Consider the following 25,756-nt stretch of genomic DNA (forward strand, 5'->3'; position numbering starts at 1 on the left):
CTCTTCCATTCCGGTTGCTATTCGGCGCGGCGTTCGAGCAAGACGGTGTCCCGCCAGGAGCCGGCGGCTGGCCCGTAGCTCATGAGTCCAATCCTTTGCCGGGTGCCCACGACGGTGAAACCGTGTCGTTGGTGCAGGGCTATGGAGGCGGCGTTCTCGGGGAAGATGTTGGATTGGATGGTCCATATCCCTTCCTCTTCGGTCCTGCGGACGAAGGCGTCGAGGAGTTGGGCCCCGTAGCCTCGGCCGCGGGCCTCCTGGGCGATGTAGATGGAGTGCTCGACGACGCCGCGATAGACCGTCCTTGACGAAACGGGTGACGCGGCGACCCAGCCCACGATGTTGCCGTGGTCTTTGGCAACGAGGCGGAGCTGGGGGTGACGGGTAGCGTCGAAGTCTTCCCAGCTTGGCGGTGCCGGTTCGAAGGTGGAATGGCCTGAAGCGATGCCCGCGGCCCAGATCGCCTCGACCGCCGGCCAGTCGGCGTGCTCCATCCGGCGGCTCAGCAGGTGGTTGGTACCGGTCATGGTGCGGCTGGTTCCCCGATGCGGCCGTGAACCAGCCCGGTAGCGAAGCCAATCGTGACCGGTTCTGGTTTGGCGGACCCGCAGCACGAATCTGCCGCGTCTTGCCCATCTGCGGGAAGGCTGGTGGAGCAGACCCCTGTTTCGGGAAGTTCCAGTTCCAAAGCTTCTGCTGCTGCTGTGTCGCCGGCCAGGGCGGCGGCGATGGACCGCACTTGTTCGTAGCCGGTGGCCATGAGGAAGGTCGGTGCCCGGCCATAGGACTTCATTCCTGCCAGGTAAAAGTCCTTCTCGGGGTGGGCCAGGATCCGCGCGCCGTGCGCTGGGACGGTGCCGCAGCTATGGAAGTCCGGGTCAATCAGTGGTCCCAGCGCTTTGGGGGCGTCGACCGCCGGGTCCAGCTCCAGCCGCAGTTCGGCAAGGATGCCCAGGTCCGGGCGGAAGCCGGTGGCCGGGATCACCCGGTCAACCTCCACCGTCCGGCCGTCAGTTGCGTGGACGATCACGGCAGCGCCGCTGGTCTCGACGCTTAGGGTGCGGAAGCCGGTCAGGAGCTGGACGGCACCGGTCTCGACGGCGGTGCGCAGGCGTGTGCCCAGCTGGCCGCGGGCGGGGAGTTCGTCGGCGTTACCGCCACCGTAAGCCCTTGCGGGGGTCTCGGCGCGGATGGCCCAGACGACCGTGGTGCCGGGATGGGTGCGTGCAAGGCGGGCGAGGTCCAGGACCATGTTCGCGGCCGAGTGCCCGGACCCGATGACGAGGGTCCGGTGGCCGGCGAAACCATCCTGGGTGACATCGGGTAGGGCTCCAGTGATGATCCCGGCGGCGCGGGCTCTGGCTTCGCCGGGAACCGGGAGGCCGTTGGAGCCAAGCGGAGCGGGGGCGTTCCACGTTCCTGAGGCATCGATGACAGCCCGCGCCAGAACCTCAGTGGTCTGGCCGTCGTCGTCCTGAACCTGCAGGACGAAGGGTGTCTGGTCGCGGCCCTGGCTTCGGCTTTTATCCATCCCTTGCCGGGTCACGGCAACCACCTTCGAACCGGTGTGGATCCTCTGCCTGAGTTCCTGGCTTGCGGCCAACGGTTCGAGATATTGGGTGACGATTTCGTGGCCAAAGGGCAGCGCGGTCGGGCGGGGTGCTTTCCAGCCAGTTCGCTGGAGCAGACGGACGGCAGCGGAGTCGAGGTTGTATTTCCAGGTAGAGAAGACTCGAACATGCCCCCACCCTTTGATAGCGGAACCGACGGTGGGGCCGGCTTCGATCACCAGGGGTTCCAGTCCACGTTCGAGCAAGTGCGCGGCCGCGGCCAATCCGACCGGTCCGGCGCCGATCACCGCGACCGGCAGGGAATCGTGCCCGGTCATTGCTGGGCTCCCGTCGGCGTGAGGCTGGCAATCAGGGCCTCGACCCGGGTTTTGATCTCGTCGCGGATGGGCCGGACGGAGTCGACGCCTTTGCCTGCGGGGTCTTCCAAAACCCAGTCTTCGTAGCGTTTACCCGGGAAGTACGGGCACTCGTCCCCGCAGCCCATGGTGATCACGACGTCGGAGTCCTTCACGGCCTCGGTGGTGAGAATCTTGGGGATTTCGGCGGACATGTCGATCCCGATCTCGGCCATCGCCTCAACCGCTGCGGGGTTGACCTGGCTGGCGGGTTGGGAACCTGCGGAGCGGACCTCGATGGCGCCCCTGCCCAGGGTGGTCAGGAATGCGGCGGCCATTTGGGACCGTCCGGCGTTGTGGACGCAAACGAACAGGACGGAGGGTTTGACGCTCATGAGTGCACCTTTCGATCGTCCGCGGCATCAGCTGCGGCAACATCAGTGGTTTGGGGATAGAGGAAACGAACCAGGACCAAGCCGAGGGCACCGCCGACCAGTTGGGCGGCGATGAAACCCGGCGCGGAGGCAGGTGCGATCCCTGCGAAGGTGTCCGTGATGGTTCGGGCGATCGTGACGGCGGGGTTGGCGAAGCTTGTGGAGGAAGTGAACCAGTACGCAGCGGTGATGTAACCGCCGACGGCGAAAGCCACCCGGTCGGCGCGTCCGGAACGGATGGTCCCAAACACGATGACCAGCAGCCCTGCCGTAGCTATGACCTCTGCCAGCCACAGACCAGGACCGGAGCGTTCATGGGTGGACAACGTGACCGGAGCCAGGTCGAACATCAGGTTCGCCGCGACAGTCCCGGCCAATCCACCCAGCACCTGAGCCGCAACCAAAAGGGCTGCAGCCCGGGTGTCGATCATTCCAAGGGCCCGTTCGACCAAGGTGACCATAGGATTGAAGGAGGCTGAGACCGGCTGCAGGGCAAGGATCAACGCGGCCAAAGCCGCGCCAGTGGCGAGGCTGTTCTGCAGCAGCTGCAGCCCGACGTCGTTCGGTGACAGCCGGGAGGCCATCACTCCGGAACCAACCACGGCAGCGACCAAGAGGCAAGTGCCGAGGAATTCCGCAGCCGCCCGGCGCAGGAGCAAGGGATTCACTGGGCCTGTCCGCCGATCAAGGCTGCCAGGTTCTGCAGGGCTTCGGTGCGGGCCTTGTAGTAGACCCAGACTCCGCGCTTTTCCCGGTCCAGCAAACCGGCTTCGTGCAGCACTTTCAGATGGTGGCTGATGGTCGGCTGCGACAACTCGAAGGCATCGTTCAGGTCGCAGACGCATGCTTCCCCGCCCGCGTGTGAGGCCACCAGGGACATCAGCCGCAACCGCACGGGATCCGCCAAAGCTTTTAACAGCGGCGCAACGCCGTCGGCTTCTTTCTCCGACAATGGCTCGCGTGCCAGCGGCGAGCAGCAGGCAACGGCCTGGACCGGGGTCAGCTCCAAAGACATAGACACAGGTAAATATTTACACTCATCAATATGTTAAGCAAGCCCTCGCGGTGGCAGGGCAGTTTTATTGTCGGGGGCGCGAGGTACAGTTGAATTATTCGAATATATCTTCGAATAATTGGCGTGTCCCTCCGTATCCGGTGGGCGCGCATGGTATTGCCGAGCCAAGGAGGAGCATGTCCAGGCCAGCCCTAATGCACCGCATGCAGGAGATCGCCCACGTGGACATCAACTGCTTCTATGCCTCGGCGGAACGGGCTTTTAACCCTGCCCTTGAGGGCAAACCGCTGATCGTCCTTTCCAACAACGATGGCTGCGCCGTCACCAGGTCGCCCGAAGCGAAGCGGCTTGGCATTGGCCTGGGGGATCCGTGGTTCAAACTGGCTCCGCGGGCAAAGGAATGGGGACTCATTGCCCTGTCCAGCAATTACGAGTTGTACGGGGACATCAGCTCACGGGTCATGGAGTTGCTGCAGCGCTACTCCGCCTGGCAGGAGGTGTATTCCATCGACGAGGCGTTCCTCGGCGTCAAAGGCAGGCCCGAGGAACTCTTGCACCTGGGGCGGACCATCAAAGAGGCATGCCGCAGAAATGTCGGGGTTCCGGTGTGCGTTGGAATTGCCCGCACCAAAACGCTTGCCAAGCTCGCCAACAAGTGGGCCAAACACAATCCGGCCTTCAATGGGGTGTGCCGCTGGGATTCGGTCCCGGAAGCGGAGCGTGAGGCGCTCATGGCCCGGCTTTCGGTCATCGAGATCTGGGGCATCGCCACCAGGCTAACCAAGCGCCTGAATGCCATGGGAATCTACTCGATCCTGGACCTGGTTCGCGCCGAGCCTGTTGCCTTGCGTGACAAGTTTTCCATCGTCATGATGCGCACGGTCCTGGAGCTGCGGGGTACCCCGTGCATCCCCATGGAAGAGGAACGGATCGGGCGGGACCAGTTGATCTTCTCGCGCTCCTTCTCCACGCCGATTACGACGACGGCCCAGCTGCGGCAGGTGCTGAGCGTCTACGGGCAGATGGCAAGTGCCCGATTGGCCAAACACGATCTCCAAGCCAAGCTCTTGACAGCGTTCGCGGCAACATCGGTCTACAACCCGAACGACAAATCGTTTCCGACCGTCAGCGTCTCACTGCCCATGCCGACGTCGGACCCTGTCCTGCTGACGAAAGCCGCCCACGCCCTGGTGCCGAAGATCCAGGAGGGAACAAAGTACGCCAAAGCCGGCATCATGGTCACCGACCTCCGTCCCACCGGCAACCAGAAGCCCTTGGAGATCTTCGAGAACCGGCACGAGGAACGCGGCATTGGCAGTTTGCTGGAGGAAGTCAGCAAACGCTACGGCCGGGGCTCCATTGGCCTGGGACACGCAGGCATCAAAGGCGGTCCGGACTGGTCCATGAAGCGGGACATGCTCAGCCCCCGCTACACCACCAACTGGGATGAACTTCCCTTGGTGAAGGCGGCATAGCGTGACCGGGCTCCTAGGCGCGCAGACGGTATCCGCGCTTCACCACTGTTTCCACGAGCTTTCCGTCAGGCAACGAGGACCGCAGCCGGCTGACCGTCATGTCCAGGGCATGTACGGAGCCCCGCAGATCCAAAAGATCCGACAACGCTTCACGCGACAAGACCGCACCTCCTGCCCCAAGGAGCGCCCGCAACAGCAGGAGGGGAGCCGGTGCCAGTTCCACCACTTCGCCGTCGATCCGGAGGCAACGCCCGCGCAGCTCGATCGTGGCCGTCTTGGTCTCCAAGCGTCGAACGTGGTTCAGCGACAGGTGCTCGGTGACGAGGCGGATGAGCGCACCCATGCGGTAGCGGTCGGGGATCAGGGGAGTCAGCCCGGCGTCGACCAATGGCTGTGCCGTGACAGGCCCCACGGCCGCAACGGTCACGGGGCCCTTGAGCGCCTCGATGAGTTGTCTGTACAGGCCCATTTCGTGCGCAGTGCTCCACATGGCATCAACGGCCGGGGCACTGGTGAAGGTCAGGACGTCGAGATTGCCATTGACGACGGCCTCGATCAGGCGCGGCAATTTGTCCTCGCCATCAGGCTTGACCCAGCGGTAGGGAGTCACCGTCAGGACAGTCGCTCCCGACATGCGGAGCCGCTCCAGTTGGCGAACGTCCGTGTAACCGTGCAACTGCACTGCCACGGTCTTGCCGCGCACACCCTCCACCAGCAGCATATCCACCAGGGTGGCCGTGGTCTCGTCACTGCTGATTCCGACGTCGGCCAAACCGGCGGCGCGTACGGCGCCACGGGCTTTTGGTCCCCTGACGAACATGCGACAGGCCGACAGGGTTTCCAGGAGTTGCTCCCCGATGCCAAAGGAATCGGCCGCCTCACACCAACGCCGCATCCCGTAGGCGGTGGTGGCGATGCAGATATCCGGCTTGGCCTCAATGATGGTCCGGGTGTCCTCGATGAGGATCATGTCCTCCTGGACGGGGGCGATCTTCAACGCCGGAGCGTGCAGGACGCTCGCGCCGCGCCGCTCGAGGGCCTCGATGAGGTCGCGGGAACGGCGGTGCGAGGTGACGCCGATGCGGAATCCATCCAGGGGCGCTTCGGCGGCCTCTGCGGTGTCCGGTGCGGCATTGGGGTCCAGGGCTTCGATGGCCCGTGCAACAGTCATATCTATTTACCTTCAGGCTTCAAGGAGCGAAGCCGCGAGTCGGCTCAGTTCAGCGGATGCTTCGGCGTGATTCCGGTTTGCTTCGGCCACCCGGACCACCTCACCGATGACCAGGACGGCCGGGTTGCTGCAGCCGGTCGCCGCTGTTTCGATATTACCGAGGTCGGCGATGGTGGTGCGCTGGCCGGGTCGGTAGCCACGTTCCACAACGGCCACGGGCATGTCGGATGTCATGCCCGCGCGACGCAGGCCGGCGGCGAGCTGTGGCAGTGTTCCTATGCCCATGAGGACCACAATGGTGCCGCCCAGTCCTGCGAGGTGGAGGTGTTCCTTCTCCGTCAAGGGGGCGTGGCCGGAAACCACTGTGAACATGTGGCTCACTTCCCGGTGCGTCACCGGAATCCCCGCGGCCGCAGGCACGGAGATGGCGCTGGTAACGCCCGAAACAACCCGGACGGGAATCCCGGCCGCTACGCAGGCTGCAACCTCTTCGCCGCCACGTCCAAACACATACGGGTCACCGCCCTTGAGCCTGACGACGTTCTTGCCCAGCAGTGCCGCTTCCACCATGAGCTTTTCAATATCCCGCTGCGTCACCTTGTGCAGGCCTGGCTGCTTTCCGACATCCACCAGCTCTGCGGCGGTCAGGCCTGCCAGTTCCTGGCAGGGGGCCAAACGGTCGTAGAACACGACGTCGGCATCCCGCAACGCGTCCATGGCACCTACCGTCAGCAAGTCCAGCGCGCCTGGTCCTCCACCCACCAGGGTTACGTGTCCGGCGGCGCCGGGTGCCGGCTCAAACGCCACGGGGATGCCCGCGGCGCGGCAGCGTTCCACCAGCGCGGCCCAGCGGTCGTCGCCGTCGTCCACTACGGCTACCAGGAACGGACGTGCCGGGAGCTGGCCGTTGGCCGGAACCGCGTCCGGAGTGCCGAGGCGGTGAACGGTGGCGCCAGCGTGCTGGTAGCGGCGGACGGCTTGCCGGACGGTCTTGTCGGATCCTGCGACCAACACATCGCGGCCGGTGAGATCAATGGTGAGCTGCATGGAGACCCCTTGTTATTCGCTGCGGACCGGGATGGTGGAGGCGATGAGCACGCCGCCCTTTTCTTCATTCGTGGCAGGGCGGATCTGGCCGCGCTCCGGAACGAAGGCAATGGACTCGTCCTTCTGGTCGGGGGCGTTGACGAAGGAGCGGAAGCGGCGGAGGCGTTCGGGGTCCTTCAGTGTCTCAGCCCACTCGTCCTGGTAGGTGTCGATGTGCTTGGCCATCGCGGCTTCAAGTTCAGCGGCAATACCCAGGGAGTCGTGAACCACCACGTCCTCAACGTGCTTGATGTCGCCGTCGAGCTCTTCTTGCCAGCGGGCGGTGCGCTGCAGGCGGTCGGCGGTGCGGATGTAGTACATCAGATAGCGGTCGATGTACTTCAGCAGCGTTTCATCGTCCAGGTCCTTGGCGAGCAGTTTGGCGTGGGCCGGAGTGGCGCCGCCGTTGCCTCCCACGTAGAGGTTCCAGCCATCGGCCGTGGCGATCACTCCGACATCCTTGCCCCGGGCCTCGGCGCACTCGCGCGCGCAGCCGGAGACACCCATTTTGAGTTTGTGCGGGCTTCGCAGGCCCCGGTACCGCAGTTCCAGTGCGATGGCCATGGCCACGGAATCCTGGACGCCGAAGCGGCACCACGTGGATCCGACGCAGGACTTCACTGTGCGCAGGCTCTTCCCGTAGGCCTGGCCCGACTCGAATCCCGCGTCCACCAGTTCCTTCCAGATGTCCGGCAGCTGCTCGAGCCTGGCACCAAACATATCGATGCGCTGACCACCGGTGATCTTGGTGTAGAGGTTGTACTTCTCCGCCACCGCTGCGATGACGCCGAGCCCCTTGGGCGTGATCTCACCGCCTGCGATACGGGGGACCACCGAGTAGGTTCCGTCCTTCTGCATGTTGGCCAAGGCTCGGTCGTTGGTGTCCTGCAGCGAACCACGCCCGGCGTCCAGGACGTAGGCGGAGTGCTGGCTGGCCAGGATCGAGGCAATGGTCGGCTTGCAGATGTCGCAGCCCGCGCCTGTGCCGTACTTGGCCATGATCTCCTCGAAGGACGTGAGTTCAAGGACCCGGATGGCATCGAAGAGTTCCTGGCGGGAGAGGCTGATGTGCTCGCACAGGGCCTTGGATACCTCAATGCCGGACTTGGTCAGCTCTCCTTCCAGGAGCTTCTTCAGCATGGGAACGCAGGAGCCGCACTGGGTTCCGGCACGGGTGCAGCCTTTGAGTTCGCCGAGTTCCTGGACCGGGGCATTGCCTTCGCACGCGCCGCAACCGTTGATGGTGTCCCGGATGGTGCCGGCGGCCACGTTGTTGCAGGAGCACAGGATCGCGTCATCGGGCAGCTCTGTCTCCGGTGCCTCCCCGCCGCCGGCAGCGCTCAGGTAAGCTCCCGGTTCAGCGGACAACTCCCGCCCCAACAGCGGTCGAAGGCTCATGTACGGAGATGCGTCGCCGACGAAGATAGCGCCCAGGAGGGTTTTGGCATCATCGGTGGTGACGATCTTCTGGTAGACGCCACGGGCAGGGTCGGCGTAGACGATTTCCAGGGAATGCTCGGTGCGGGCAAAGGCGTCGCCAAAGCTGGCAACATCCACTCCGGAAAGCTTGAGCTTGGTGGCCGTATCGAAACCGGGGAAAGTTGCTTCCCCGCCATGCAGCCGGTCGGCAACGATCTCAGCCATGGTGTTGGCCGGAGCCACCAGCCCCAGGCACATCCCGCCGAAGTTGGCCACCTCGCCGATGGCCCAGATGCTCTCCACCTCGGTGGCGCAGAAGTCGTTGATGACCACGCCGCCGCGCGGGCCAAGGCTGAACAGCTGCTCTTCTGCCTCGGCTGCGCGGAAGAGGTCATCCCGGGGCCTGACACCAATGGCCACAATCACCAGATCAGCCGGGATGGTGCGTCCATCGGCCATGAGGACCCCGGTGACCTGGCCGTCGTCGTCGGTCAGGACTTCGGAGGGGAAGACGCCGCCGTGCACTTCGAAGCCCTTGGCCGCGATCAAACGGCCCAAGGCCTGGCCCGCGCCCTCATCCAACTGGGTGTTCATCAACCACGGGGAGCCGTTGATGACAACGGGCGTCGCGCCGAGCTGCTCGGTACCAGCGGCAGATTCAAGGCCAAGGAGACCACCGCCGATGGTGACCGCGTTGACCTTCCGGCCGAGCTTTGCGGTCAACTCCGCGATGGCCTTGTTGATGGACCACACGTCCTCGAGGGTGCGGTACACGTGCGTGTGCTCGGATCCGGGAATGGGAAGCCGTGCGGCATCAGAACCTGTTGCGACCACCAGGTGGTCGTAGTCGTACTTGTTGCCTGCGGCCGTGAGGACGCTCTTGGCAACGGAGTCGATCCTGACCGCGCGCTCGCCGGTCTTCAGTTCGACGGCGGGGTGCTCCCACATCGCCGCCTCGCCCAGGGTGAGGTCAACGTCGACCTCAGTGAGGGCCTTGCTCAAGGCCACACGGTCGTAGGGGAGGTGCGCCTCCTCAGCCAATACCGTAAGCTGCCAGCCTTCAAGACCGCGATTGACCATGGCATCGGTGAAGCGGTGGGCCGCGGGACCGCCGCCGACGACGACGACGCGGCGTGGAGTCCCTGTGCTTGAAGTGTGTCCGGTCACTGGTGGGCCTTTCGCAAATGGTGCAGACGGATCTCCGCAACGTGTGGTCCCAGCCTAGGAAGGGGCAGTTTCGCTTCAGTTTCCCGTTTGTTTCGTGGTCTTAACTTCTGCATCACGAACGCGTTTCAGCAGGTGTGAGGTGTCTTTTACCAATCGGACACAAAGGCGCACCCCGGACGAAACACCCCGGTTTTAGCGTGGAGGAGTGGCCACAAGCGTGGCCTGGTCCGGCAGATGCGGCAGTGGAATACGGCACTCCCGGACACAGTGAGAGGGGCTGAAATGACCGTAATTCTGGACCGCGCTGGGACTTTGGACAGTGCCGAGGGACTGGCCGAGGGCATCACCTGGCACCGCGTTTGCCCTCTGGACGAGCTTGAGCCCGCCTGGGGAGAAGCGGCACTGATCGAGGGCCGCCAGGTCGCACTCTTTCGAACAGGACCGTCAGAGGTATTTGCCGTCGCCCAGCAGGACCCGGCCACTCTCGCCAACGTCATGGCGCGCGGAATCATCGGCTCCCGGGGCAGCCGGCCCACCATCGCTTCCCCGCTCCATAAAGAGGTTTACGACCTCGAAACAGGCGAGTGCTTCAGCAACGCCGAACTCAGTCTCGAAGTCTTCGCCACCCGCCACGTGGGCGGCTTCGTTGAGGTCGGGCTCCAGGCTTGAAAGCTACTGGCCCAGTGCTTCGCGGACGTCGCTGAGCACATCGTCCAGCGCGGCCCGTGCCGCTTGGCGTGCTTCCGGTAGTTCCGCCGCGGATTCCACCGGACGGATCACTTCCAGGTAGCACTTGAGCTTGGGTTCGGTGCCGCTGGGCCGGATGATGACGCGGCTCTGGTCACGCGTGAGGTAGAGCAGCCCGTCGGTGGGAGGCAGTGACTCGCTTCCTTCCGCCAGGTCCGTGGACACTTCGACGGCGGAACCTCCAAACGCTTCAGGCGGATTGACCCGCAGCCGGTTCATCATGGCATCGAGAAGGCCCAGGTCGGCCACGCGGATGCTCAATTGGTCGCTGGCGTGCAGGCCGTGCACCAGATACAGATCATCCAGGGTGTCGAAGATCGACTTGCCCTCAGCTTTGGCAGCTGCCGCCATCTCGGCGATCAGCACGGCCGCCGAGATGCCGTCCTTGTCGCGGACCAGCTCCGGCGCCACACAGTAACCCAATGCTTCCTCGTACCCGTAGGTCAGTCCGGGGACCCGGGAAATCCACTTGAAGCCCGTGAGCGTTTCTTCGTGAGCGAAGCCTGCCGACGCCGCGATCCGGGAGAGCAGCCGTGAGGACACGATCGAGTTCGCAAAGACACCGCTGTGCGCATCGTCCGAGGAAGCAGAGGCAGCCAACCGGGTCACGATATGCGCTCCCAGCAACGCCCCAACCTCGTCGCCACGCAGCATGCGCCAAGCACCCGTCGCGGGGTCCAGGGCAGCAACCGCAGCGCGATCGGCGTCGGGATCATTGGCCAGAACAATGTCAGCCCCAGCCTCCTCGGCAGCGGCGAGTGCCAGGTCCAAAGCGCCGGGTTCTTCGGGATTCGGGAAAGCAACAGTGGGGAAGTCCGGGTCCGGCTCAGCTTGCTCGGCCACCAGGGTGACATCAGAGAACCCCGCTGCGTTCAGGACGGAGACGGCCGTCCCGCCGCCCACGCCGTGCATGGGCGTCAAAATAATCTTCAAGTCCCGGGCCGGGAAATGTTCGCGATCCACCAGCTTGGCCATGGCCGATTCGTAGTCCGACGCTATGGACGCCGGCAGCACCGACCAGCCGGCATCGGCCAATTCAATGGACTCCAGCGCGCCGACGGCCTCGATCTTGGCCGCGATCATGGCATCGTACGGCGCCACGATCTGCGCCCCACGGCCGCTCTCAGCTACTGCATGCCGCCCCAAGTAGACCTTGTAACCGTTGTCCTGCGGCGGGTTGTGGCTGGCGGTGACCATCACGCCGCCGTCGCACTCCAGGTTCCTGACCGCGTAGGCGAGCAACGGCGTCGGAAGGGCTGCCGGCATGAGGAAGGTTTCGATCCCAGCGGCAGTGAAGATCGCGGCTGTTTCTTCCGCGAAAATGTCCGAGTTGTAGCGGGCGTCAAAGCCGACGACGGCGCGCGGGCGGGTTCCCGGGGATGCTGCGGCTACTGCTTCGGTGAGGAATGCCGCCAAACCTGCCGCGGCCCGGCGTACCACCACGCGGTTCATGCGGTTCGGGCCGGGGCCGAGGGCTGCGCGGAGGCCTGCGGTGCCGAATTGGAGGGTTCCGTTGAAGCTGTCGCCCAGTTCCTGGGCCGCTCCCGCGTCCCCGGCAGCGGCGAGGTCGGCAAGCTCCAGGAGGGCCGCCGTCGTCGTTGGGTCCGGGTCCTGGGCGGCCCACTGGCGGGCGTCGATGATCAGCTGTTCACGTGCGGCATCACTGGATGTCATAGGGACAAAACTATCCTCATTGCACACGGCAAGGGCAACGCGGGGTCAGATATGGCCCATAAATCGGGTCGTAATGGGCCATATCTGACCCCGGGTTGCCCTAGAACGGACGCGAACGCATGGAGAAGTTCGTCTCTCCGTCCGTGCTGAACACTGAGGTTCCGGTGGCGTCCCAGTCCGGGAAGAATGTGTCCGTGATGACTGCCACGCCATCCTGGGCAAAGACTTCCACTGAGGAGGAATCGAGGAGGATGGTGAGGCGGACCTTCCCGTCGTTCCCGGCAGGGGGAAGGGAGACCTGATGGTACGGACTGAATTTCTCGGAAAAGTTGCCGGTCCCCGCCTGCGAACGGTCCACCTTCAGTGTCCGGTTTTCCTTGGCGTAGGAGATCCGCAGTCCGGACTTGCCGTCGGCGGACCGCCGGAGAATGATGCCGGCCTCCTGCGCAGAAATCAGGTCCAGTTCGAGTTCGATCAGCTGGCTGCGACCCTCGAAGTCACCACCCAGGTCCTGGACCGAGGAGCCCACGGTGAGGTCTTTGTTTCTGACCTCACCGCCCCGGCGTTCCAGTGCCTCCCTGGCCGTGGTGGCGATTGCCGAGCGGAGCTCATAGCGGTGCTCTCCCCGGACCAGCGTGAGTTCCCTGGGAATCGCCATGGAGCCGCGCCAGGGAGTGGTGGGTACGTTCTGGGCGTAGTCCCAGTTGCCCATCCAGCCAAGCAGCACGGGCTTGTCCCCGGGCGCGTGGGAGATCGAGTTGGCGGCGTAGTAGTCGGCTCCGTGGTCCAGCCATTGCGACTCGGACAACGGGGCGTCAGGGGCCGCCGCGTTCTCGGCGGCAAAGCGGATTCCGTCGAAATCGCCCACGAAGTACTGCATGCCGGACCCGCCCGCGATGCCGCCTGGGTTGATGCTCAGCACCATGACCCACTTTTTCGCCGTGGAGCCATCCACCGGCATCTGGACAAGCTCTGGGACCTCCCACAGGCCACCCTGGGCGCCGACACCGGAGAAGTCGCTGAGGTAGTCCCAGTGGAGCAGGTCGGTGGACTTGAAGAGCTTGACCACCTGGGCGTCGGCCACCACCGTGGTCATCATCCAGTATTGGCCTGGCTCGTACCAGAAGACTTTCGGGTCCCGGAAGTTGTTGTTGGTGGGCGCGAGGTTGAGCACAGGATTACCGGAGTACTTCTGCCACGTGGTACCGCCGTCGAGGCTGTACGCGACTGATTGCGCTTGGGCTCCTTGGGGGAGCGCGCCGTTTTTGCCGTAGGCGCTGGTGTAGAGGGCTACCATCGGCGGGTTTCCGGCCGATCCAAGGCCCGAAGCATTGTTGCTGTCCATCACCATGCAGCCGGAGAAGATCTCTTCCGCAGCGCTTGCCTCCATGGCTACCGGTTGCTGTTCCCAATTCACGAGGTCTTTGCTGGTGGAGTGGCCCCACGACATGTTGCCCCACGAATTGGCGCGCGGGTTGTACTGGTAGAACGCGTGGTACGTGCCGTCGTGGTAGATCAGTCCGTTGGGATCATTGAGCCAGTTCTTCTCGGCCGTCAGGTGTGCCAGGGGCCGCCACGGATCCGAAGCGGTGGGCGTCCGGCCCGCCGCGGTGGGAGCCGGCGTCGGGCTTGCCGTGCAGGAGGCGGCAGAAAACGCGACGACGACGGCGGCACTTGCGGCCAGCAATTGGCGGCGGGACAGGTGGGGGCTGGGATGAGTCATGGGGAATCCTGAAGGGTTGGGGTGACGGGGTGCGCCGGGCTGTGACCGGCGCACCCCGCCGTGGCCTTAGGGCCGGGTGTTACTTGTAGAGGCCCTCGCCGCCGACGCGGACGTTGGTGGGGAGGTAGCCGAACGGGCCGAGGCCGTTCTGGCCGAAGCTGCGGTCAACCTGCGTCACGCCTGCCTTGAAGTTCATCTTCACGGTGGGTGAGAGGGAACCGCCGCGGACGCCATCCACGTTGTCAATGAATGACTGCACCAGTCCACCGGGCTGCACGTAGTGCGAGTACGCCTGGAACTGGCGGCCGTTCTGGCGCGGGTCCGGACCTTCGGGCGCGTTGGCCGGCATGTTCAGGTCCGTGGGTGATCCGAGAGCCAGTCCGCTGTTGTTGACGGGCTGGTAGTCCGAACGGACACCGTCACCGACGAAGCCGTAGACGCCGTCGGGGCCGCGCATGCCATCCGCGTACGTGAACTGGTGGCTGATGGTGAACAGGTAGTACTTGTTCTTGCCGTTCTCGTTCTGGATGAAGATCTGCGGACGCTCGGTCTGGTCATTGACGCAGTTGGCGGACAGGAGCGGCGGGAGGAAGCTCCACTTGGTCAGGTCCTTGTTGTCGGCCACAGCCAAGCCAACGTTGGCGGTCTGGTACCAGGCGCCGGTGGTGGTGTTGACCTGGTCCACGGTCTCGGCGTGGGGATCGCCAGGGCGGTAGCCGAGGTCTTCCTGCTTGCACTTGTAGGAGCCGCGGGTGCCGCCGGTGTTGCCTTCGAACACCATGAAGGTCTTGCCCGGGTGGGCAGGGTCACTGAAGGTGTACGGATCCCGGAACGCGAAGCCCGGGTTCTGGGCTTTGTTCTGGTACAGCTTTCCGTCCGGTTCCAGGAGCTTGGTGTGCTGGAAGCCGTCGAAGCTCACGCCGTCCTTGGTGGCGTGGATGTTGCCCAAGGCCTTGGCGATGACGGCGTCCGGAGCAATTCCGCCACCTCCGGCATTGCGCTCGGCGACGTCGTAGAACGTTGTTGCCGTGTAGAAGACGTTGATCTTGTTGCCCTGCATCAGGCGCGTGGACCCGGACCATTCGGTGTTGCCGATGGACGTGTTGGGCAGGAAGAGGTGTCCGCCGTAGTTCCACTTGTCCTTGGCAGGATCGGCGTTGGTCTTCCGGAAGAAGTAACCGATCCTGGCGTTCCAGTGGCGCTGGTCGAAGCCGTAGCCGGCGTGCCGGTCGGCCACCAGGGCGAAGATGACATCCCAGCCCTTGTAGCTGATCTGGTTGGCATTCTCGTCAGTCAGCGACCACGTATCCCACACCCAGACGTCGTCGTTCATGGCCGGGAAGTCCTTGGGAATCTCCGGCATGGTGACGTTCGGGCTCATGGAGTTCTGGCCCGGCGTCACGTTGGGGTTGCTCTGGGCCATGATCTGCTTGGCGTCGGCCCGGGTCCACTTCGAGGTGAAATTGGCGGCCGGGTCGTAAGCCTGCTGGGTGTGCAGCGACGGCAGTGGGAAGCCGGGCGTGGGTGCCGGCAAGGTGCTCGACGGCGGGTCGGCAGGCAGATTTGCCTGCGCGGCCGGCGTCACCAGCAGGATGGTGCCCGCTACGCTGGCGGCTGCCGCGACGGCTACTGCCCGTTGCAGGCGGCGCCGTGGCCGTCGGGGGTTTGAGTGCGTGTTCATGCTTGCTCTTCTCGCGGAGTGTTGGACTTCGTGGAGTGGGGCGCATGCCCTGTTCCCCGGTTGGGGTCTCGACTCAGGCGTCCATCGATCCGCTGGTGGCGTCTTCGAAGGACGCCATCGTTTCGAGGTGGCGGTGAGTGCCCTTCAGGGCGCTCACCACAGGTGGTTCCGGCACGTCGACTTGCCGCAACAGACTCCACGCTAGACACGTGTTAGGCCGCAAATCAAAGGGTGTTTCGGCGGGCTTATGAGCTACTCGCCAGTACGTGCGCAAGCGCTTACATTGCCAACGTGCGCGCGTGGCATATCCGGCCGTCGGGAATCAAATGTTGCGCAATAAATCTGTTTTAATCTGTGAATTTACTGTGCGTTTACCCCCCGGTTAAAAACAACGCGGGGTCATTTATGGCCCATGTTTGTCGTAAACATGGGCCATAAGTGACCCCGCGTTGCTGTTAAGGAGCGGGTTACAGCTTGGCGATGATCTCCGCCAGGAGCTTGGAAATCCGCTTGCCGGCTGCCTGCCCGGCCTCCAGCACCTCAGCGTGGCTCAAGGGAACCGGGCTGATGCCCGCGGCGAGGTTCGTGACCAGCGAGATGCCGAAGACTTCCATGCCTGCGTGCCGGCCGGCGATGGCTTCCAATGCCGTGGACATGCCCACCAGATCCGCGCCGATCCGCTTGGCATACTGCACCTCGGCCGGCGTCTCGTAGTGCGGCCCGGTGAACTGTGCGTACACGCCTTCCTGAAGCGAGGAGTCCACTTCGCGGGCCAATTGCCGGATGCGGGAGGAGTAGAGGTCGGTGAGGTCCACGAACGTTGCGCCCTCAAGCGGTGAGGTTGCCGTCAGGTTGATGTGATCGCTGATCAGCACAGGGGTGCCAGGCGTCCAGCCTTCGTTCAGCCCGCCACAGCCGTTGGTCAGGACCAGTGTTTTGCAACCGGCGGCAGCAGCTGTCCGGACGCCGTGGACGACGGAACGGACGCCACGGCCTTCGTAGTAGTGCGTCCTGGCCCCCAGGACCAGGGCCCGCTTGCCCTCCTTCGTAAGCACGGAGCGGATGGTGCCCACATGGCCAACCACGGCGGGCTTGTGGAAGCCGGGCACCTCGGAGGCATTCAGGGTTGCCGTGGTCTCGCCGATGAGATCGGCGGCCTCGGCCCAGCCGGATCCGAGCACCAGCGCTACGTCGTGGGACTCGACGCCGGTCTCGGCGGCTATGAAGTCTGCGGCGGCCTGGGCGGCTTCAAAGGGGTCTGTGTTCATCAGCTCAGTGTTACTCACTGGTACAAGCTACCTTGCCCCTGCCGCAATCAGGTAGGGGTGGAGGTGAGGCTCGGCTGAGTGGCAGCCTGCGGAGCAATAAGCGAGAATTGAGGATTGTGACCACCCAAGTTGACTTCAGTGCCCCCCGTATCGCGATCCTGGGAGGTGGTCCCGGCGGATATGAAGCCGCCATGGTGGCCGCCTCGCTGGGTGCCCACGTCACCATCGTTGAGCGCGCCGGTCTCGGCGGATCCGCCGTGCTGACCGACGTCGTGCCTTCCAAGACCCTGATCGCCACCGCCGACCTCATGACCCGCGTAGGCGAGGCGGACGAGCTGGGAGTGAAGTTCGACGGCGATGGCGCGGCCTCCAAGCCCCGCGCCGACCTCAAGCACATCAACGACCGCGTCCTGAACCTGGCCCACGGACAGTCCAACGACATCCGCGCAGGCCTTGAGCGCCTGGGCGTGGAAATCGTCATCGGCTCCGGCAAACTGCTGGACAACAACACCATCGAGGTCCTGACCCTGGAAGGGACCCGCACCATCGACGCCGACGCCATCCTCTTGGCCGTCGGCGCCCACCCGCGCGAGCTTCCCACGGCAAAGCCCGACGGCGAACGCATCCTCAACTGGGCCCAGATCTACAACCTGGACGAACTTCCCGAGGAACTGATCGTCGTGGGATCCGGTGTCACGGGTGCCGAATTCGCCTCCGCCTATAACGGCCTGGGCTCCAAGGTCACCCTGATTTCCAGCCGCGACCAGGTCCTCCCCGGCGAGGACACCGACGCTGCCAAGTTGCTGGAGGGCGTCTTCGAACGCCGCGGCGTCCGCGTCTTGTCCAAGTCCCGCGCGAATGCGGTGGAGCGGACGGACGACGGCGTGAAGGTCACCTTGGGTGACGGTTCCGTGGTGACGGGCTCGCACTGCCTGGTGTGTGTCGGATCCATCCCGAACACCGCAGGTGTCGGGCTTGAGGAAGCCGGCGTAACGCTCACCGAATCGGGCCACATCAAGGTCGACGGCGTTTCCCGCACCACTGCGCCCAACATCTACGCTGCCGGCGACTGCACGGGCGTCTTTGCTTTGGCATCCGTGGCTGCCATGCAGGGCCGGATCGCCATTGCACACTTCATGGGCGACGGCGTGAAGCCCCTCAAGCTCAACCAGGTGGCATCGAACATCTTCACTTCCCCGGAGATCGCCTCCGTGGGCGTTTCGGAGGCCGATCTCGCCTCCGGCAAGTACCAGGGCGACGTCGTGATGCTCTCGCTGCTCAGCAACGCCCGCGCCAAGATGCGCAACACCAAGGACGGCTTCGTCAAGATCATCGCCCGCAAGGGCTCCGGCACCGTTATCGGTGGCGTGGTGGTGGGACCGAACGCGTCGGAACTGATCTTCCCGATCTCCGTGGCTGTTACCCAAAAGCTCCACGTAGATGATGTGGCCAGTGCCTTCACCGTGTACCCGTCGCTGACCGGGTCCATTTCGGAGGCTGCACGCCGGCTCCACGTTCACATGTAGCTTGTTGCTTCACGGGCCGCCTGCCGGGCACCCGACTTCGCTGGAAAGCTGCGATGACGCCGGGAAACTTCCGGCTAACCCGCAGCGTTCCCGCGAAACGGGCTTTTTGCGTCTTAGGAGTCCAGGGCAGCCGCTGCTTCGGCCAGGGGCATTTGGAGGGCAGGGCCGTGGCCCGGGAGGACCACGCTGGCTTCAAGGCTCTCCAGTCGCCGGGCAGAGTTCAGCGCCGCGGCCGGGGAGCGTGATTGCCTCGGGCCGCCCGGGAAGACCAGCGCGCCGCTCAGGGGTCCAGGCTTCGGCGCGCACAGCCGGCTCTGCCTGGAGGGCCTTGGCTTTGATGACATGGATCATCCAGCGCAAGACAGTGGGACGCCAGATCCGGGCGAGTACCTGGCCTATGGTGACCTGGTGCTTCTCCTTGCCCTGGACGTGGGCAAGTTCCTCCGGGGAGCACAGGATGGGCGTCCCGTAGCTCTCAGAGAAGTACGCGGCCGAGCCTGCCTAGCCCGCCGGGGCGTCCACGCGACTTCGCTGGAAGCTTGCGAAGTCGCCCGCAAGCTTCCGGCGAACCCGCAGGTTTCCAGCGAAGTCACGGAGCACCCTCAGGCAACTGCCCCCTGGAAGTGCTTCTCGATGAGGCCCTTGATGTCCTCGTGGCATCCACCGCAGCCGGTCCCTGCCCGGGTTGCCTTGGATACCTCCGCAACAGAAGAGCAGCCCTCCACCACGGAATCCCCGATACTGGTGGCGCTGACACCGGCGCAGCGGCACACAGTCCGCTGGGGGTCGTTGTTCGCGGCCCCCGTATCGAGTTGGTCCGGACCATCGAGCCGAAGCAGCAAGGAGCGGTCCGCGGGCAGCTCCGAAGCGCGTTCGAACAGCACCACCAGCTCGGCGGCAGTCCTGGGCATCCCCACGGCAACCAGGCCCTCCAGAACCCCGCCGCGGGTGGTCATCTTCACATAGCGCCCATGTTCCGGGTCGGCCCACTGCGAAATCTGACGGCGGACGCGGCCGGGAGCAGCCCCGGCTTCGAGCAGTTCCTCGTCCCACGGATCGGCCTGGTTGTCGCCGGCAACGGCCAGGTTGAGGCCCCGGGCCTTCAAGACGATGACGCCGGGCTTTTCGGCTGCCAGCGGCTCCAGAGAATCCGCAGCGGACTGCCCATCCCTGGCCAGGACCACCAGGTATTCCGCCAGCCACTCGGCTTGCCGCCACCCGGGACCAACGAGGCCGGAAGGACCGGCAGCGGTACGGCATCCAGCACAGGAGGCATCGGAGCAACGGACTTCTGCGCAGTCACCGATCGCGAACAGGTGTGGCTCGTGGTGGGTCCGGAGGTGGTGGTCCACCAGGATGCCGCTGCCCACAGACAGGCCACAGCGTTCAGCAAGCTCAATCCGTGGCCGCACGCCACAGGACAGGACCAGCAGGTCGCCGTCGATCGCGGAACCGTCGTCGAGCAGTAACGCTGAGAACGAGCCGCCAGGACCCGCGGTTTCGACGCCGGTGGACCGGGCATTGCCGGCCATCCGGACTCCGTTGGTTCGGAGGCTGGCAGTCAGGACCGAGCCACTGCCTCGGTCGATGCTTCGGCCCAGGGGGAACGGGCCGTTATGGACCACGGTTGCCTGGGCACCTTCTTCGGAGACAGCCAACCCCGTCTCAAGACCGAGCACGCCACCGCCGAGGACCACCACGCGTTTGCGTCCGGCTACGGCGGAACGCAGCACGGCCGCATCCTGCAGGTCACGGAGCGTGATCACACCCGGAGGCAGGACCGGCGCGGAAGGATCGGGATTGAGCCCGGTGAGATTGGGGATGACAGGGCGTGAACCCGTGGCGAAGACCAGCCGGTCGTAATGCTCAGTGGTGCCATCGGAGAGGATAACGTTCTGCCGCGCACGGTCGATCCTCTTCACGGCGGTCCCGAGCCGGACTTCGACACCCGATGCTTCCATCTCGGAAGTATCGGCCATGGCCAAGGCCTCGGGAGTAGTGCGGCCTACGCCCAATTCGGCCACCATGACGCGGTTGTACGCTGCCACGGACTCTTGGCCCACCACCAGCAACTGCAAGAGTCCGTCGCGGACCGAAGGGAGCAACTCGTCCACCAGGCGCGCGGCCACGGGGCCAAATCCAACAACAACAATGCGCTCGCTCATGAAGCCTCCTCGGCGTGCAATGGCAGTCCCGCGCCCACCAAGGCGGCGGGGACGGGGTTGGAAACAGCGCGCCGGACCCACACCCGGCTGGTCTTGAATTCCGGCATGCCCGAGATCGGGTCGGTAGCCGCCTCCGTGAGCCGGTTGGCGTTCTCCTGGCCGGGGAAGTGGAAGGGCAGGAACACCGTGTCCGGGCGCACCGAATTGCTGAGCTCGGCACGGCACAGGACCTCGCCGCGCTCGTTGCTCACCGTTGCGTAGTCGCCGTCGGTGATCCCACGGGAGGCCGCCGTCGAGGGGTGGATCAGAAGGCGCGCCTGCGGCTGCGCCGCCAGCAAGTCGGCCACCCGCCGCGTCTGGGAGCCGGACTGGTAGTGCTCCAGCAGGCGTCCGGTCGCCAGTGCCAGCGAATCATCGGCGAAGGAACGCACGGCCCGCTTCGACGGCGTCACCGGGACCATCACGGCGCGGCCGTCGGCGTGCGCGAAGCCGGCGGAAAACAGCCGGGGAGTGCCGCTGCTGCCCACGGGGTACGGCCAATAGGCCGCTTCGCCGCGGTCCAACATGGCGTAGTCGATGCCGGAGTAATCCGCCAGGCCACCGGCAGAAGCCACACGCAATTCCTCGAACACAGTACGGGGATCGTCACTGAACGTGGAGGGTGCTTCCAGCAGCTCGGCCAGACGCGCCATCAGCCACAGTTCGTTGCGGACGCCCGGGGGAGGGGTCAGTGCACGGCGGCGCCGGATCACCCGTCCCTCAAGGTTGGTCAGCGTGCCCTCTTCCTCGGCCCACTGCGTCACAGGCAGTACCAGGTCCGCCTCCATCGCCGTCTCGGACAGGAAGAAGTCGCAGACCACCAGGAAGTCGAGGTCCCGGAGCCCCTGCGTGACGGCGTTGGTGTCCGGCGCCGAGACCACCACGTTGGCGCCGTGCACGAACAGGCACCGCACGCCGTCGGGCTTTCCCAAGGATTTGAGGAGTTCGACGGCGGGCAGCCCGGGACCTGGGATGAGCGACTCGTCGACTCCCCACACCGAGGCAATATGGGTGCGTGCGGCAGGGTCCGTGATCTTGCGGTATCCCGGGAGCTGGTCGGCTTTCTGCCCGTGTTCACGTCCGCCCTGGCCGTTGCCCTGGCCGGTCAGTGTCCCGTACCCGCTGCGGGCGGACCCGGGCAGGCCCAAAAGGAGGCTGAGGTTGATGGCGGCCGTGGCGGTGTCGGTGCCGTCCACGTGCTGTTCCACGCCGCGGCCACTGAGGATGTAGCTTCCGCCGCCTCGTGCCCCCTGGGCGAGCCGGCGTGCGGTGTCACGGATGAGGTTGGCAGGGACGCCGGTGATGGACTGGACCCGTTCCGGCCAGAACGCGGAAAGGCTGCGCACCAAGGCGGGGTACCCGGAGGTGTGGGCGGCCACGAAAGCAGAATCCACCAACCCTTCGTGAACCACTACGTGGCTGATGCCCAAAAGGAGGGCGAGGTCCGTGCCGGGCGTCGGCTGCAGGTGGACGCCGCCGCCGTCGGACGTCAACGCGGCAGTAGCCGAGCGGCGGGGGTCCACCACGATCAAGCCGCCGGCATCGCGTGCGCCTTGCAGGTGCTGGACGAACGGCGGCATGGTGTCGGCGACGTTGGAACCGAGCAGTAGGATGACCGACGCCGGATCGAGGTCGGTGACGGGGAAGGGGAGTCCGCGGTCCACGCCGAACGCGCGGTTCCCTGCCGCCGCAGCCGATGACATGCAGAACCGGCCGTTGTAATCGATCCGGGACGTGCGAAGGGCCAATCGAGCGAACTTGCCCAGCATGTAGGCCTTCTCGTTGGTGAGGCCGCCACCGCCGAAGACTCCGACGGCGTCGTTTCCATACTCCCTCTGGGTGTCCTTCACCGCTGCCGAGACGAGCGTCAGGGCCTGGTCCCAGGAGACTGGTCGGTGGACGCCGTCGGAGCCTTTGAGCAACGGTTCGGTGACGCGGCCGTTGTGATGCAACAACGACGCCGATGTCCAGCCCTTGCGGCACAGCCCGCCCCGGTTGGTGGGGAACTCGCGCGCGGAAACTTCGAGGGGTGCGGCGGCCGCTGGCGCTTGACCCGCCACCTCAGCGGCGGCCGGGCTCAGCGTCATGGCGCACTGGAGCGCGCAGTAGGGGCAGTGGGTATCGGCGCCGTTGGGCATTTAGATGTGTCCGATCGTGTTGCGCTGGCGGGCGGGGCGGATATAGCAGACCCAGCAAACGGCAAGCATCAGCACATAGGCAGCCACGAATCCGTAGAACGCCGGGGTGTAGGAGCCGCTGGCTGTGTTGGAGGCGTTGAGCACTTGCGGAATCACGAAGCCCCCGTAGGCGCCGATCGCCGAGATCAGGCCCAGGGAGGACGCTGCGAGTCGCGCTGTGGCGGCGCTGCTGGCACCGGAGCGGGCCGCGCGGCTGGACGTCGCGAAAATGACAGGGATCATGCGGTAGGTCGCACCGTTTCCGAAACCGCTGGAGACAAAGAGCAGGAGGAACAGGCCCAGGAAGAGCCAGAAGTTCTTCAGCGGCAGGGTCCAGATCATGGTGAGGGTGATGACAGCCATGGAGGCGAAGGCGGTGATGGTCATGCGGGCCCCGCCCATGCGGTCGGCCATGCGTCCGCCGTAGGGTCGGGCGAGCGAGCCAACCAGCGGGCCGAGGAAGGCCAGGGACAATGCCACTGCACCGACGTGGATCGAGGAGAACTCCGGGAAGTAGTCCTTGATCAGTTTGGGGAAGACCCCGGCAAATCCGATGAACGAACCGAACGTGCCGATGTACAGGAACGCCATGATCCACAGGTGCGGTTCCTTGACGGCGGCCAGCGAGCCGGCAACATCACCCTTGGCACTGGTGAGGTTGTTCATGTACTTCCAAGCGCCGAAGGCGGCGATGACGATCAGCGGTATCCAGATGATGCCTGCCATGGGCAGGTTCACAGTTCCGGCCGCCAGCAAGGTGATGGCGATGGGGACAACAAGCTGGGCGACGGCGGCACCCAGGTTGCCGCCTGCTGCGTTCAGTCCCAGCGCCCAACCCTTTTCGCGGGCGGGGTAGAAGAAGGTGATGTTGGCCATCGAGCTGGCGAAGTTGCCACCGCCGAAGCCTGCAAGGCCCGCCATGAGGAGCATGACGCCGAATGGTGTCTCCGGGTTCGAGACGCAGACCGCCAATCCGGTGGTCGGGATCAGGAGCAGGAGCGCCGAGACGATGGTCCAGTTCCGGCCACCGAATCTGGGAACCATGAAGGTGTAGGGGATACGAAGTGTCGCGCCTACCAGGCTGGGGATGGAGATGAGCCAGAAGATCTGGTTGGTGTCGAAGGTGAAGCCCGCCGCGGGGAGCTGGACCACCACGATGGACCACAGCTGCCAGACAACGAATCCGAGGAATTCGGCGAAGATGGACCAGTACAGGTTCCGCTTCGCGATGACCCGGCCTTCAGCTTCCCACTGGCCCTTGTCCTCGGCATCCCAGTTGGCAATCCAGCGGCCGGGGCGGTGTTCAAGGGTGGTGGTGGCAGCTGCGGTGGACTGGACTGGAGCCAGTGCATCTGCGGTGCTTTCAACAGTCACGGAAGTGCCTCCTTGGTGGGGGTCGTTGTCCTTCCAAGGTAGGTTTGGCGCATTTCACGGACGGTCGCTGTTTGTAAACGGGCTGTGACATTTCCCTATCAGCGCGGTCACCGGCGCGTGAGGCGTTGGTGAGGTATTGTGGCGCAGACCACATACTGGGATTTTCCCATGCGTCCGTATGTTGGACTTGGTTGTCCAGTGAATGGACGCCGGGAACTATTATTGAACTCTCAAATAATCCTCCTCCGGGCGGTGCGCTCAGGCACTGCACGGCGTGAACGAAAGCTGTTACTACATGTCTTCCACCGCACCATCCAAGGAAGGCGAGTCCACTCGACCGGTGAACTCGCGGGGGCGGGTGATCTTCGCCAGCCTGATCGGTACAACGATCGAGTTCTACGACTTCTACGCCTACGCGACGGCGTCTGTGCTCGTCTTTCCCAAGCTCTTCTTCCCGGACGCCACCGACATCAACGCCCTGCTCAGCGCCTTCGCCATCTTCGGCGTCGCCTTCTTCGCACGGCCCATCGGAGCCGTGGTCTTCGGGCACTTTGGTGACAAGATCGGCCGCAAGGGAACGCTGGTGGCTTCCTTGCTGACGATGGGTATTGCCACATTCCTCATCGGCCTGCTCCCCGAGGCATCGCTGCCCGGGTGGGCCATCCTGGCCCCGCTGCTGCTGGTGGTCCTTCGGTTCTTCCAGGGCCTGGCTTTGGGCGGCGAATGGTCCGGTGCCGCGTTGCTCGCCACCGAGAATGCCCCCGAGGGAAAGCGCGCCATCTACGGTACGTTCCCGCAGCTGGGTGCGCCCATCGGCTTCATCATCGCCAACGTGATCTTCATCTGGATGAACGTTGCCCTGACGCCCGAACAGTTCCTGGCATGGGGTTGGCGTGTGCCGTTCCTCGTCAGTGCCGTGCTGGTGATCGTGGGCCTGTACGTCCGGCTCAAGCTCGTGGAAAGCGCATCCTTCACCAAGGTGGTCCAGCAGGACAAGGTCCAGAAACTTCCCCTGGGTGCCACCCTCAAGAACCACTGGCGCCCGGTGGTCGCAGGCACGTTCATCATGTTTGCCACTTACGTGCTGTTCTACATCATGACCACCTTCACCCTCTCCTACGGCACCAAGCCAACCTTGGCAGGTGCGCAGGCGGCGGCTGAGAAGGCCGGCAAGCCCATGACCGCGGAGCAGATTGCCGCGTTCGTGCCGGGCCTTGGAATCTCCCGTTCCGACTTCCTCTGGATGCTGATCATCGGTGTGATCTTCTTCGGTATCTTCACTGTTGTCTCCGGTCCGCTGGCCGAGAAGTGGGGCCGCCGGAAGTTCCTGCTGGGTGTCACCGCCGGAATCTTCGTCTTCGGCGCGCTCTGGTTCACCATGTTCGGCCCCGGCCAGGCGGCTGCCATGGTCGGCCTGATTGTCGGCTTCACCCTCATGGGCCTTACCTTTGGCCCCATGGCGGCGATACTGCCCGAGCTGTTCCCGGCCAATGTCCGCTACACGGGCTCCGCCGTGGCGTACAACCTGTCCTCCATGATCGGAGCAGCTCCCGCGTCCTTCGTGGCCATCGCCCTGTGGTCCGCAGCGAACGGAAGCACCTGGCTGGTCGGGGTCTACATGGCCGTCGCAGCCGTGGTCACCTTCATCGCGCTGTGGTTCACGCGCGAAACCAAGGACACGGACTACGAGAACAACGTAGCCTAAGCAC

Annotated in this window: 20 protein-coding genes; 4 read left to right on the forward strand and 16 right to left on the reverse strand. The window is 64.7% G+C overall.

Going from position 1 to position 25,756, the window contains the following annotated elements:
* Nucleotides 1–17 precede the first annotated feature (17 nt).
* The 5 genes from N5P29_RS06925 to N5P29_RS06945 are packed head-to-tail and all read right to left on the reverse strand — an operon-like array spanning nt 18 to nt 3,355.
* Complete coding sequence (locus N5P29_RS06925) at nt 18–527, reverse strand: GNAT family N-acetyltransferase (protein WP_262277884.1); 510 nt, start codon at nt 525–527, stop codon at nt 18–20.
* Nucleotides 524–1,888, reverse strand: coding sequence for an FAD-dependent oxidoreductase (locus N5P29_RS06930; RefSeq protein ID WP_262277885.1), 1,365 nt, complete (start codon nt 1,886–1,888; stop codon nt 524–526). The genes N5P29_RS06925 and N5P29_RS06930 overlap by 4 nt, the downstream gene beginning before the upstream one ends.
* Nucleotides 1,885–2,301, reverse strand: coding sequence for an arsenate reductase ArsC (locus N5P29_RS06935; protein WP_262277886.1), 417 nt, complete (start codon nt 2,299–2,301; stop codon nt 1,885–1,887). Before N5P29_RS06935 ends, N5P29_RS06930 begins: the two co-directional genes overlap by 4 nt.
* A complete protein-coding gene (locus N5P29_RS06940) occupies nt 2,298–3,008 on the reverse strand; it encodes an aquaporin (protein WP_262277887.1) in 711 nt (236 codons plus the stop codon). The genes N5P29_RS06935 and N5P29_RS06940 overlap by 4 nt, the downstream gene beginning before the upstream one ends.
* Nucleotides 3,005–3,355 carry an ArsR/SmtB family transcription factor gene (locus N5P29_RS06945; RefSeq protein WP_262278527.1) on the reverse strand — a complete coding sequence of 117 codons (351 nt, stop codon included), beginning with the start codon at nt 3,353–3,355 and terminating at the stop codon, nt 3,005–3,007. Before N5P29_RS06945 ends, N5P29_RS06940 begins: the two co-directional genes overlap by 4 nt.
* 176 nt (nt 3,356–3,531) lie before the next feature.
* Between N5P29_RS06945 and N5P29_RS06950 the strand changes: the two genes are divergently transcribed.
* Entirely contained in the window at nt 3,532–4,830 is a 1,299-nt protein-coding gene (locus tag N5P29_RS06950) for a Y-family DNA polymerase (protein WP_262277888.1), read from the forward strand.
* A gap of 13 nt (nt 4,831–4,843) precedes the next feature.
* On the opposite strand, the gene N5P29_RS06955 is transcribed toward N5P29_RS06950, so the two are convergent.
* The 3 genes from N5P29_RS06955 to nirB are packed head-to-tail and all read right to left on the reverse strand — an operon-like array spanning nt 4,844 to nt 9,673.
* The gene (locus N5P29_RS06955; RefSeq protein ID WP_144661973.1) at nt 4,844–6,001 is read right to left on the reverse strand and encodes a uroporphyrinogen-III synthase; all 1,158 of its coding nucleotides are present in this window, start codon (nt 5,999–6,001) and stop codon (nt 4,844–4,846) included.
* Nucleotides 6,002–6,013: 12 nt separating this feature from the next.
* Nucleotides 6,014–7,048: a uroporphyrinogen-III C-methyltransferase gene (cobA, locus tag N5P29_RS06960; protein WP_262277889.1), complete on the reverse strand. Its 1,035-nt coding sequence runs from the start codon at nt 7,046–7,048 to the stop codon at nt 6,014–6,016.
* 12 nt (nt 7,049–7,060) lie between these two features.
* Nucleotides 7,061–9,673, reverse strand: coding sequence for a nitrite reductase large subunit NirB (nirB, locus tag N5P29_RS06965; RefSeq protein WP_262277890.1), 2,613 nt, complete (start codon nt 9,671–9,673; stop codon nt 7,061–7,063).
* Nucleotides 9,674–9,955: 282 nt separating this feature from the next.
* On the opposite strand from nirB, the gene nirD reads away from it, so the two are divergent.
* A complete protein-coding gene (gene nirD, locus N5P29_RS06970) occupies nt 9,956–10,342 on the forward strand; it encodes a nitrite reductase small subunit NirD (RefSeq protein ID WP_262277891.1) in 387 nt (128 codons plus the stop codon).
* Nucleotides 10,343–10,345: 3 nt separating this feature from the next.
* On the opposite strand, the gene N5P29_RS06975 is transcribed toward nirD, so the two are convergent.
* The 4 genes from N5P29_RS06975 to N5P29_RS06990 all read right to left on the reverse strand — a co-directional run bounded on the left by N5P29_RS06975 (nt 10,346) and on the right by N5P29_RS06990 (nt 16,766).
* The gene (locus N5P29_RS06975) at nt 10,346–12,094 is read right to left on the reverse strand and encodes a phospho-sugar mutase (protein WP_262277892.1); all 1,749 of its coding nucleotides are present in this window, start codon (nt 12,092–12,094) and stop codon (nt 10,346–10,348) included.
* A gap of 100 nt (nt 12,095–12,194) precedes the next feature.
* The gene (locus N5P29_RS06980; RefSeq protein ID WP_262277893.1) at nt 12,195–13,817 is read right to left on the reverse strand and encodes a glycoside hydrolase family 32 protein; all 1,623 of its coding nucleotides are present in this window, start codon (nt 13,815–13,817) and stop codon (nt 12,195–12,197) included.
* Between the two features lie 79 nt (nt 13,818–13,896).
* Nucleotides 13,897–15,498, reverse strand: a complete 1,602-nt coding sequence (locus N5P29_RS06985) for a glycoside hydrolase family 68 protein (protein ID WP_262277894.1) — start codon at nt 15,496–15,498, stop codon at nt 13,897–13,899.
* A 467-nt stretch (nt 15,499–15,965) separates the two neighbouring features.
* Nucleotides 15,966–16,766, reverse strand: a complete 801-nt coding sequence (locus tag N5P29_RS06990; RefSeq protein WP_410007916.1) for a purine-nucleoside phosphorylase — start codon at nt 16,764–16,766, stop codon at nt 15,966–15,968.
* Nucleotides 16,767–16,882: 116 nt separating this feature from the next.
* On the opposite strand from N5P29_RS06990, the gene N5P29_RS06995 reads away from it, so the two are divergent.
* Entirely contained in the window at nt 16,883–18,292 is a 1,410-nt protein-coding gene (locus N5P29_RS06995) for an NAD(P)H-quinone dehydrogenase (RefSeq protein WP_262277896.1), read from the forward strand.
* A 113-nt stretch (nt 18,293–18,405) separates the two neighbouring features.
* On the opposite strand, the gene N5P29_RS07000 is transcribed toward N5P29_RS06995, so the two are convergent.
* The 4 genes from N5P29_RS07000 to N5P29_RS07015 form a co-directional block, all read right to left on the reverse strand.
* A complete protein-coding gene (locus tag N5P29_RS07000; RefSeq protein ID WP_262277897.1) occupies nt 18,406–18,636 on the reverse strand; it encodes an MBL fold metallo-hydrolase in 231 nt (76 codons plus the stop codon).
* 258 nt (nt 18,637–18,894) lie between these two features.
* A complete protein-coding gene (locus N5P29_RS07005) occupies nt 18,895–20,457 on the reverse strand; it encodes an FAD-dependent oxidoreductase (RefSeq protein ID WP_262277898.1) in 1,563 nt (520 codons plus the stop codon).
* Complete coding sequence (locus N5P29_RS07010; protein ID WP_262277899.1) at nt 20,454–22,634, reverse strand: molybdopterin oxidoreductase family protein; 2,181 nt, start codon at nt 22,632–22,634, stop codon at nt 20,454–20,456. Before N5P29_RS07010 ends, N5P29_RS07005 begins: the two co-directional genes overlap by 4 nt.
* The gene (locus tag N5P29_RS07015) at nt 22,635–24,047 is read right to left on the reverse strand and encodes an MFS transporter (RefSeq protein ID WP_410007902.1); all 1,413 of its coding nucleotides are present in this window, start codon (nt 24,045–24,047) and stop codon (nt 22,635–22,637) included.
* A gap of 295 nt (nt 24,048–24,342) precedes the next feature.
* Between N5P29_RS07015 and N5P29_RS07020 the strand changes: the two genes are divergently transcribed.
* Nucleotides 24,343–25,752 carry an MFS transporter gene (locus N5P29_RS07020; RefSeq protein WP_262277900.1) on the forward strand — a complete coding sequence of 470 codons (1,410 nt, stop codon included), beginning with the start codon at nt 24,343–24,345 and terminating at the stop codon, nt 25,750–25,752.
* Nucleotides 25,753–25,756 lie beyond the last annotated feature (4 nt).

Origin of the sequence: Paenarthrobacter sp. JL.01a (genome assembly GCF_025452095.1) — a bacterium.
Taxonomy (GTDB): Bacteria; Actinomycetota; Actinomycetes; order Actinomycetales; family Micrococcaceae; genus Arthrobacter.

Excerpts from the sequence above, each read along its gene's own strand:
- N5P29_RS06980 (WP_262277893.1), bottom strand. The coding sequence starts at position 13,817 with ATGACTCATCCCAGCCCCCACCTGTCCCGCCGCCAATTGCTGGCCGCA.
- N5P29_RS06955 (WP_144661973.1), bottom strand. The coding sequence starts at position 6,001 with ATGACTGTTGCACGGGCCATCGAAGCCCTGGACCCCAATGCCGCACCG.
- N5P29_RS06985 (WP_262277894.1), bottom strand. The coding sequence starts at position 15,498 with ATGAACACGCACTCAAACCCCCGACGGCCACGGCGCCGCCTGCAACGG.
- N5P29_RS06975 (WP_262277892.1), bottom strand. The coding sequence starts at position 12,094 with ATGACATCCAGTGATGCCGCACGTGAACAGCTGATCATCGACGCCCGC.
- N5P29_RS06935 (WP_262277886.1), bottom strand. The coding sequence starts at position 2,301 with ATGAGCGTCAAACCCTCCGTCCTGTTCGTTTGCGTCCACAACGCCGGA.
- N5P29_RS07020 (WP_262277900.1), top strand. The coding sequence starts at position 24,343 with ATGTCTTCCACCGCACCATCCAAGGAAGGCGAGTCCACTCGACCGGTG.
- N5P29_RS06945 (WP_262278527.1), bottom strand. The coding sequence starts at position 3,355 with ATGTCTTTGGAGCTGACCCCGGTCCAGGCCGTTGCCTGCTGCTCGCCG.
- N5P29_RS07000 (WP_262277897.1), bottom strand. The coding sequence starts at position 18,636 with ATGTCATCAAAGCCAAGGCCCTCCAGGCAGAGCCGGCTGTGCGCGCCG.
- nirD (WP_262277891.1), top strand. The coding sequence starts at position 9,956 with ATGACCGTAATTCTGGACCGCGCTGGGACTTTGGACAGTGCCGAGGGA.
- N5P29_RS06930 (WP_262277885.1), bottom strand. The coding sequence starts at position 1,888 with ATGACCGGGCACGATTCCCTGCCGGTCGCGGTGATCGGCGCCGGACCG.
- N5P29_RS07010 (WP_262277899.1), bottom strand. The coding sequence starts at position 22,634 with ATGCCCAACGGCGCCGATACCCACTGCCCCTACTGCGCGCTCCAGTGC.
- cobA (WP_262277889.1), bottom strand. The coding sequence starts at position 7,048 with ATGCAGCTCACCATTGATCTCACCGGCCGCGATGTGTTGGTCGCAGGA.
- N5P29_RS06990 (WP_410007916.1), bottom strand. The coding sequence starts at position 16,766 with ATGAACACAGACCCCTTTGAAGCCGCCCAGGCCGCCGCAGACTTCATA.
- N5P29_RS06925 (WP_262277884.1), bottom strand. The coding sequence starts at position 527 with ATGACCGGTACCAACCACCTGCTGAGCCGCCGGATGGAGCACGCCGAC.
- N5P29_RS07005 (WP_262277898.1), bottom strand. The coding sequence starts at position 20,457 with ATGAGCGAGCGCATTGTTGTTGTTGGATTTGGCCCCGTGGCCGCGCGC.
- N5P29_RS06950 (WP_262277888.1), top strand. The coding sequence starts at position 3,532 with ATGTCCAGGCCAGCCCTAATGCACCGCATGCAGGAGATCGCCCACGTG.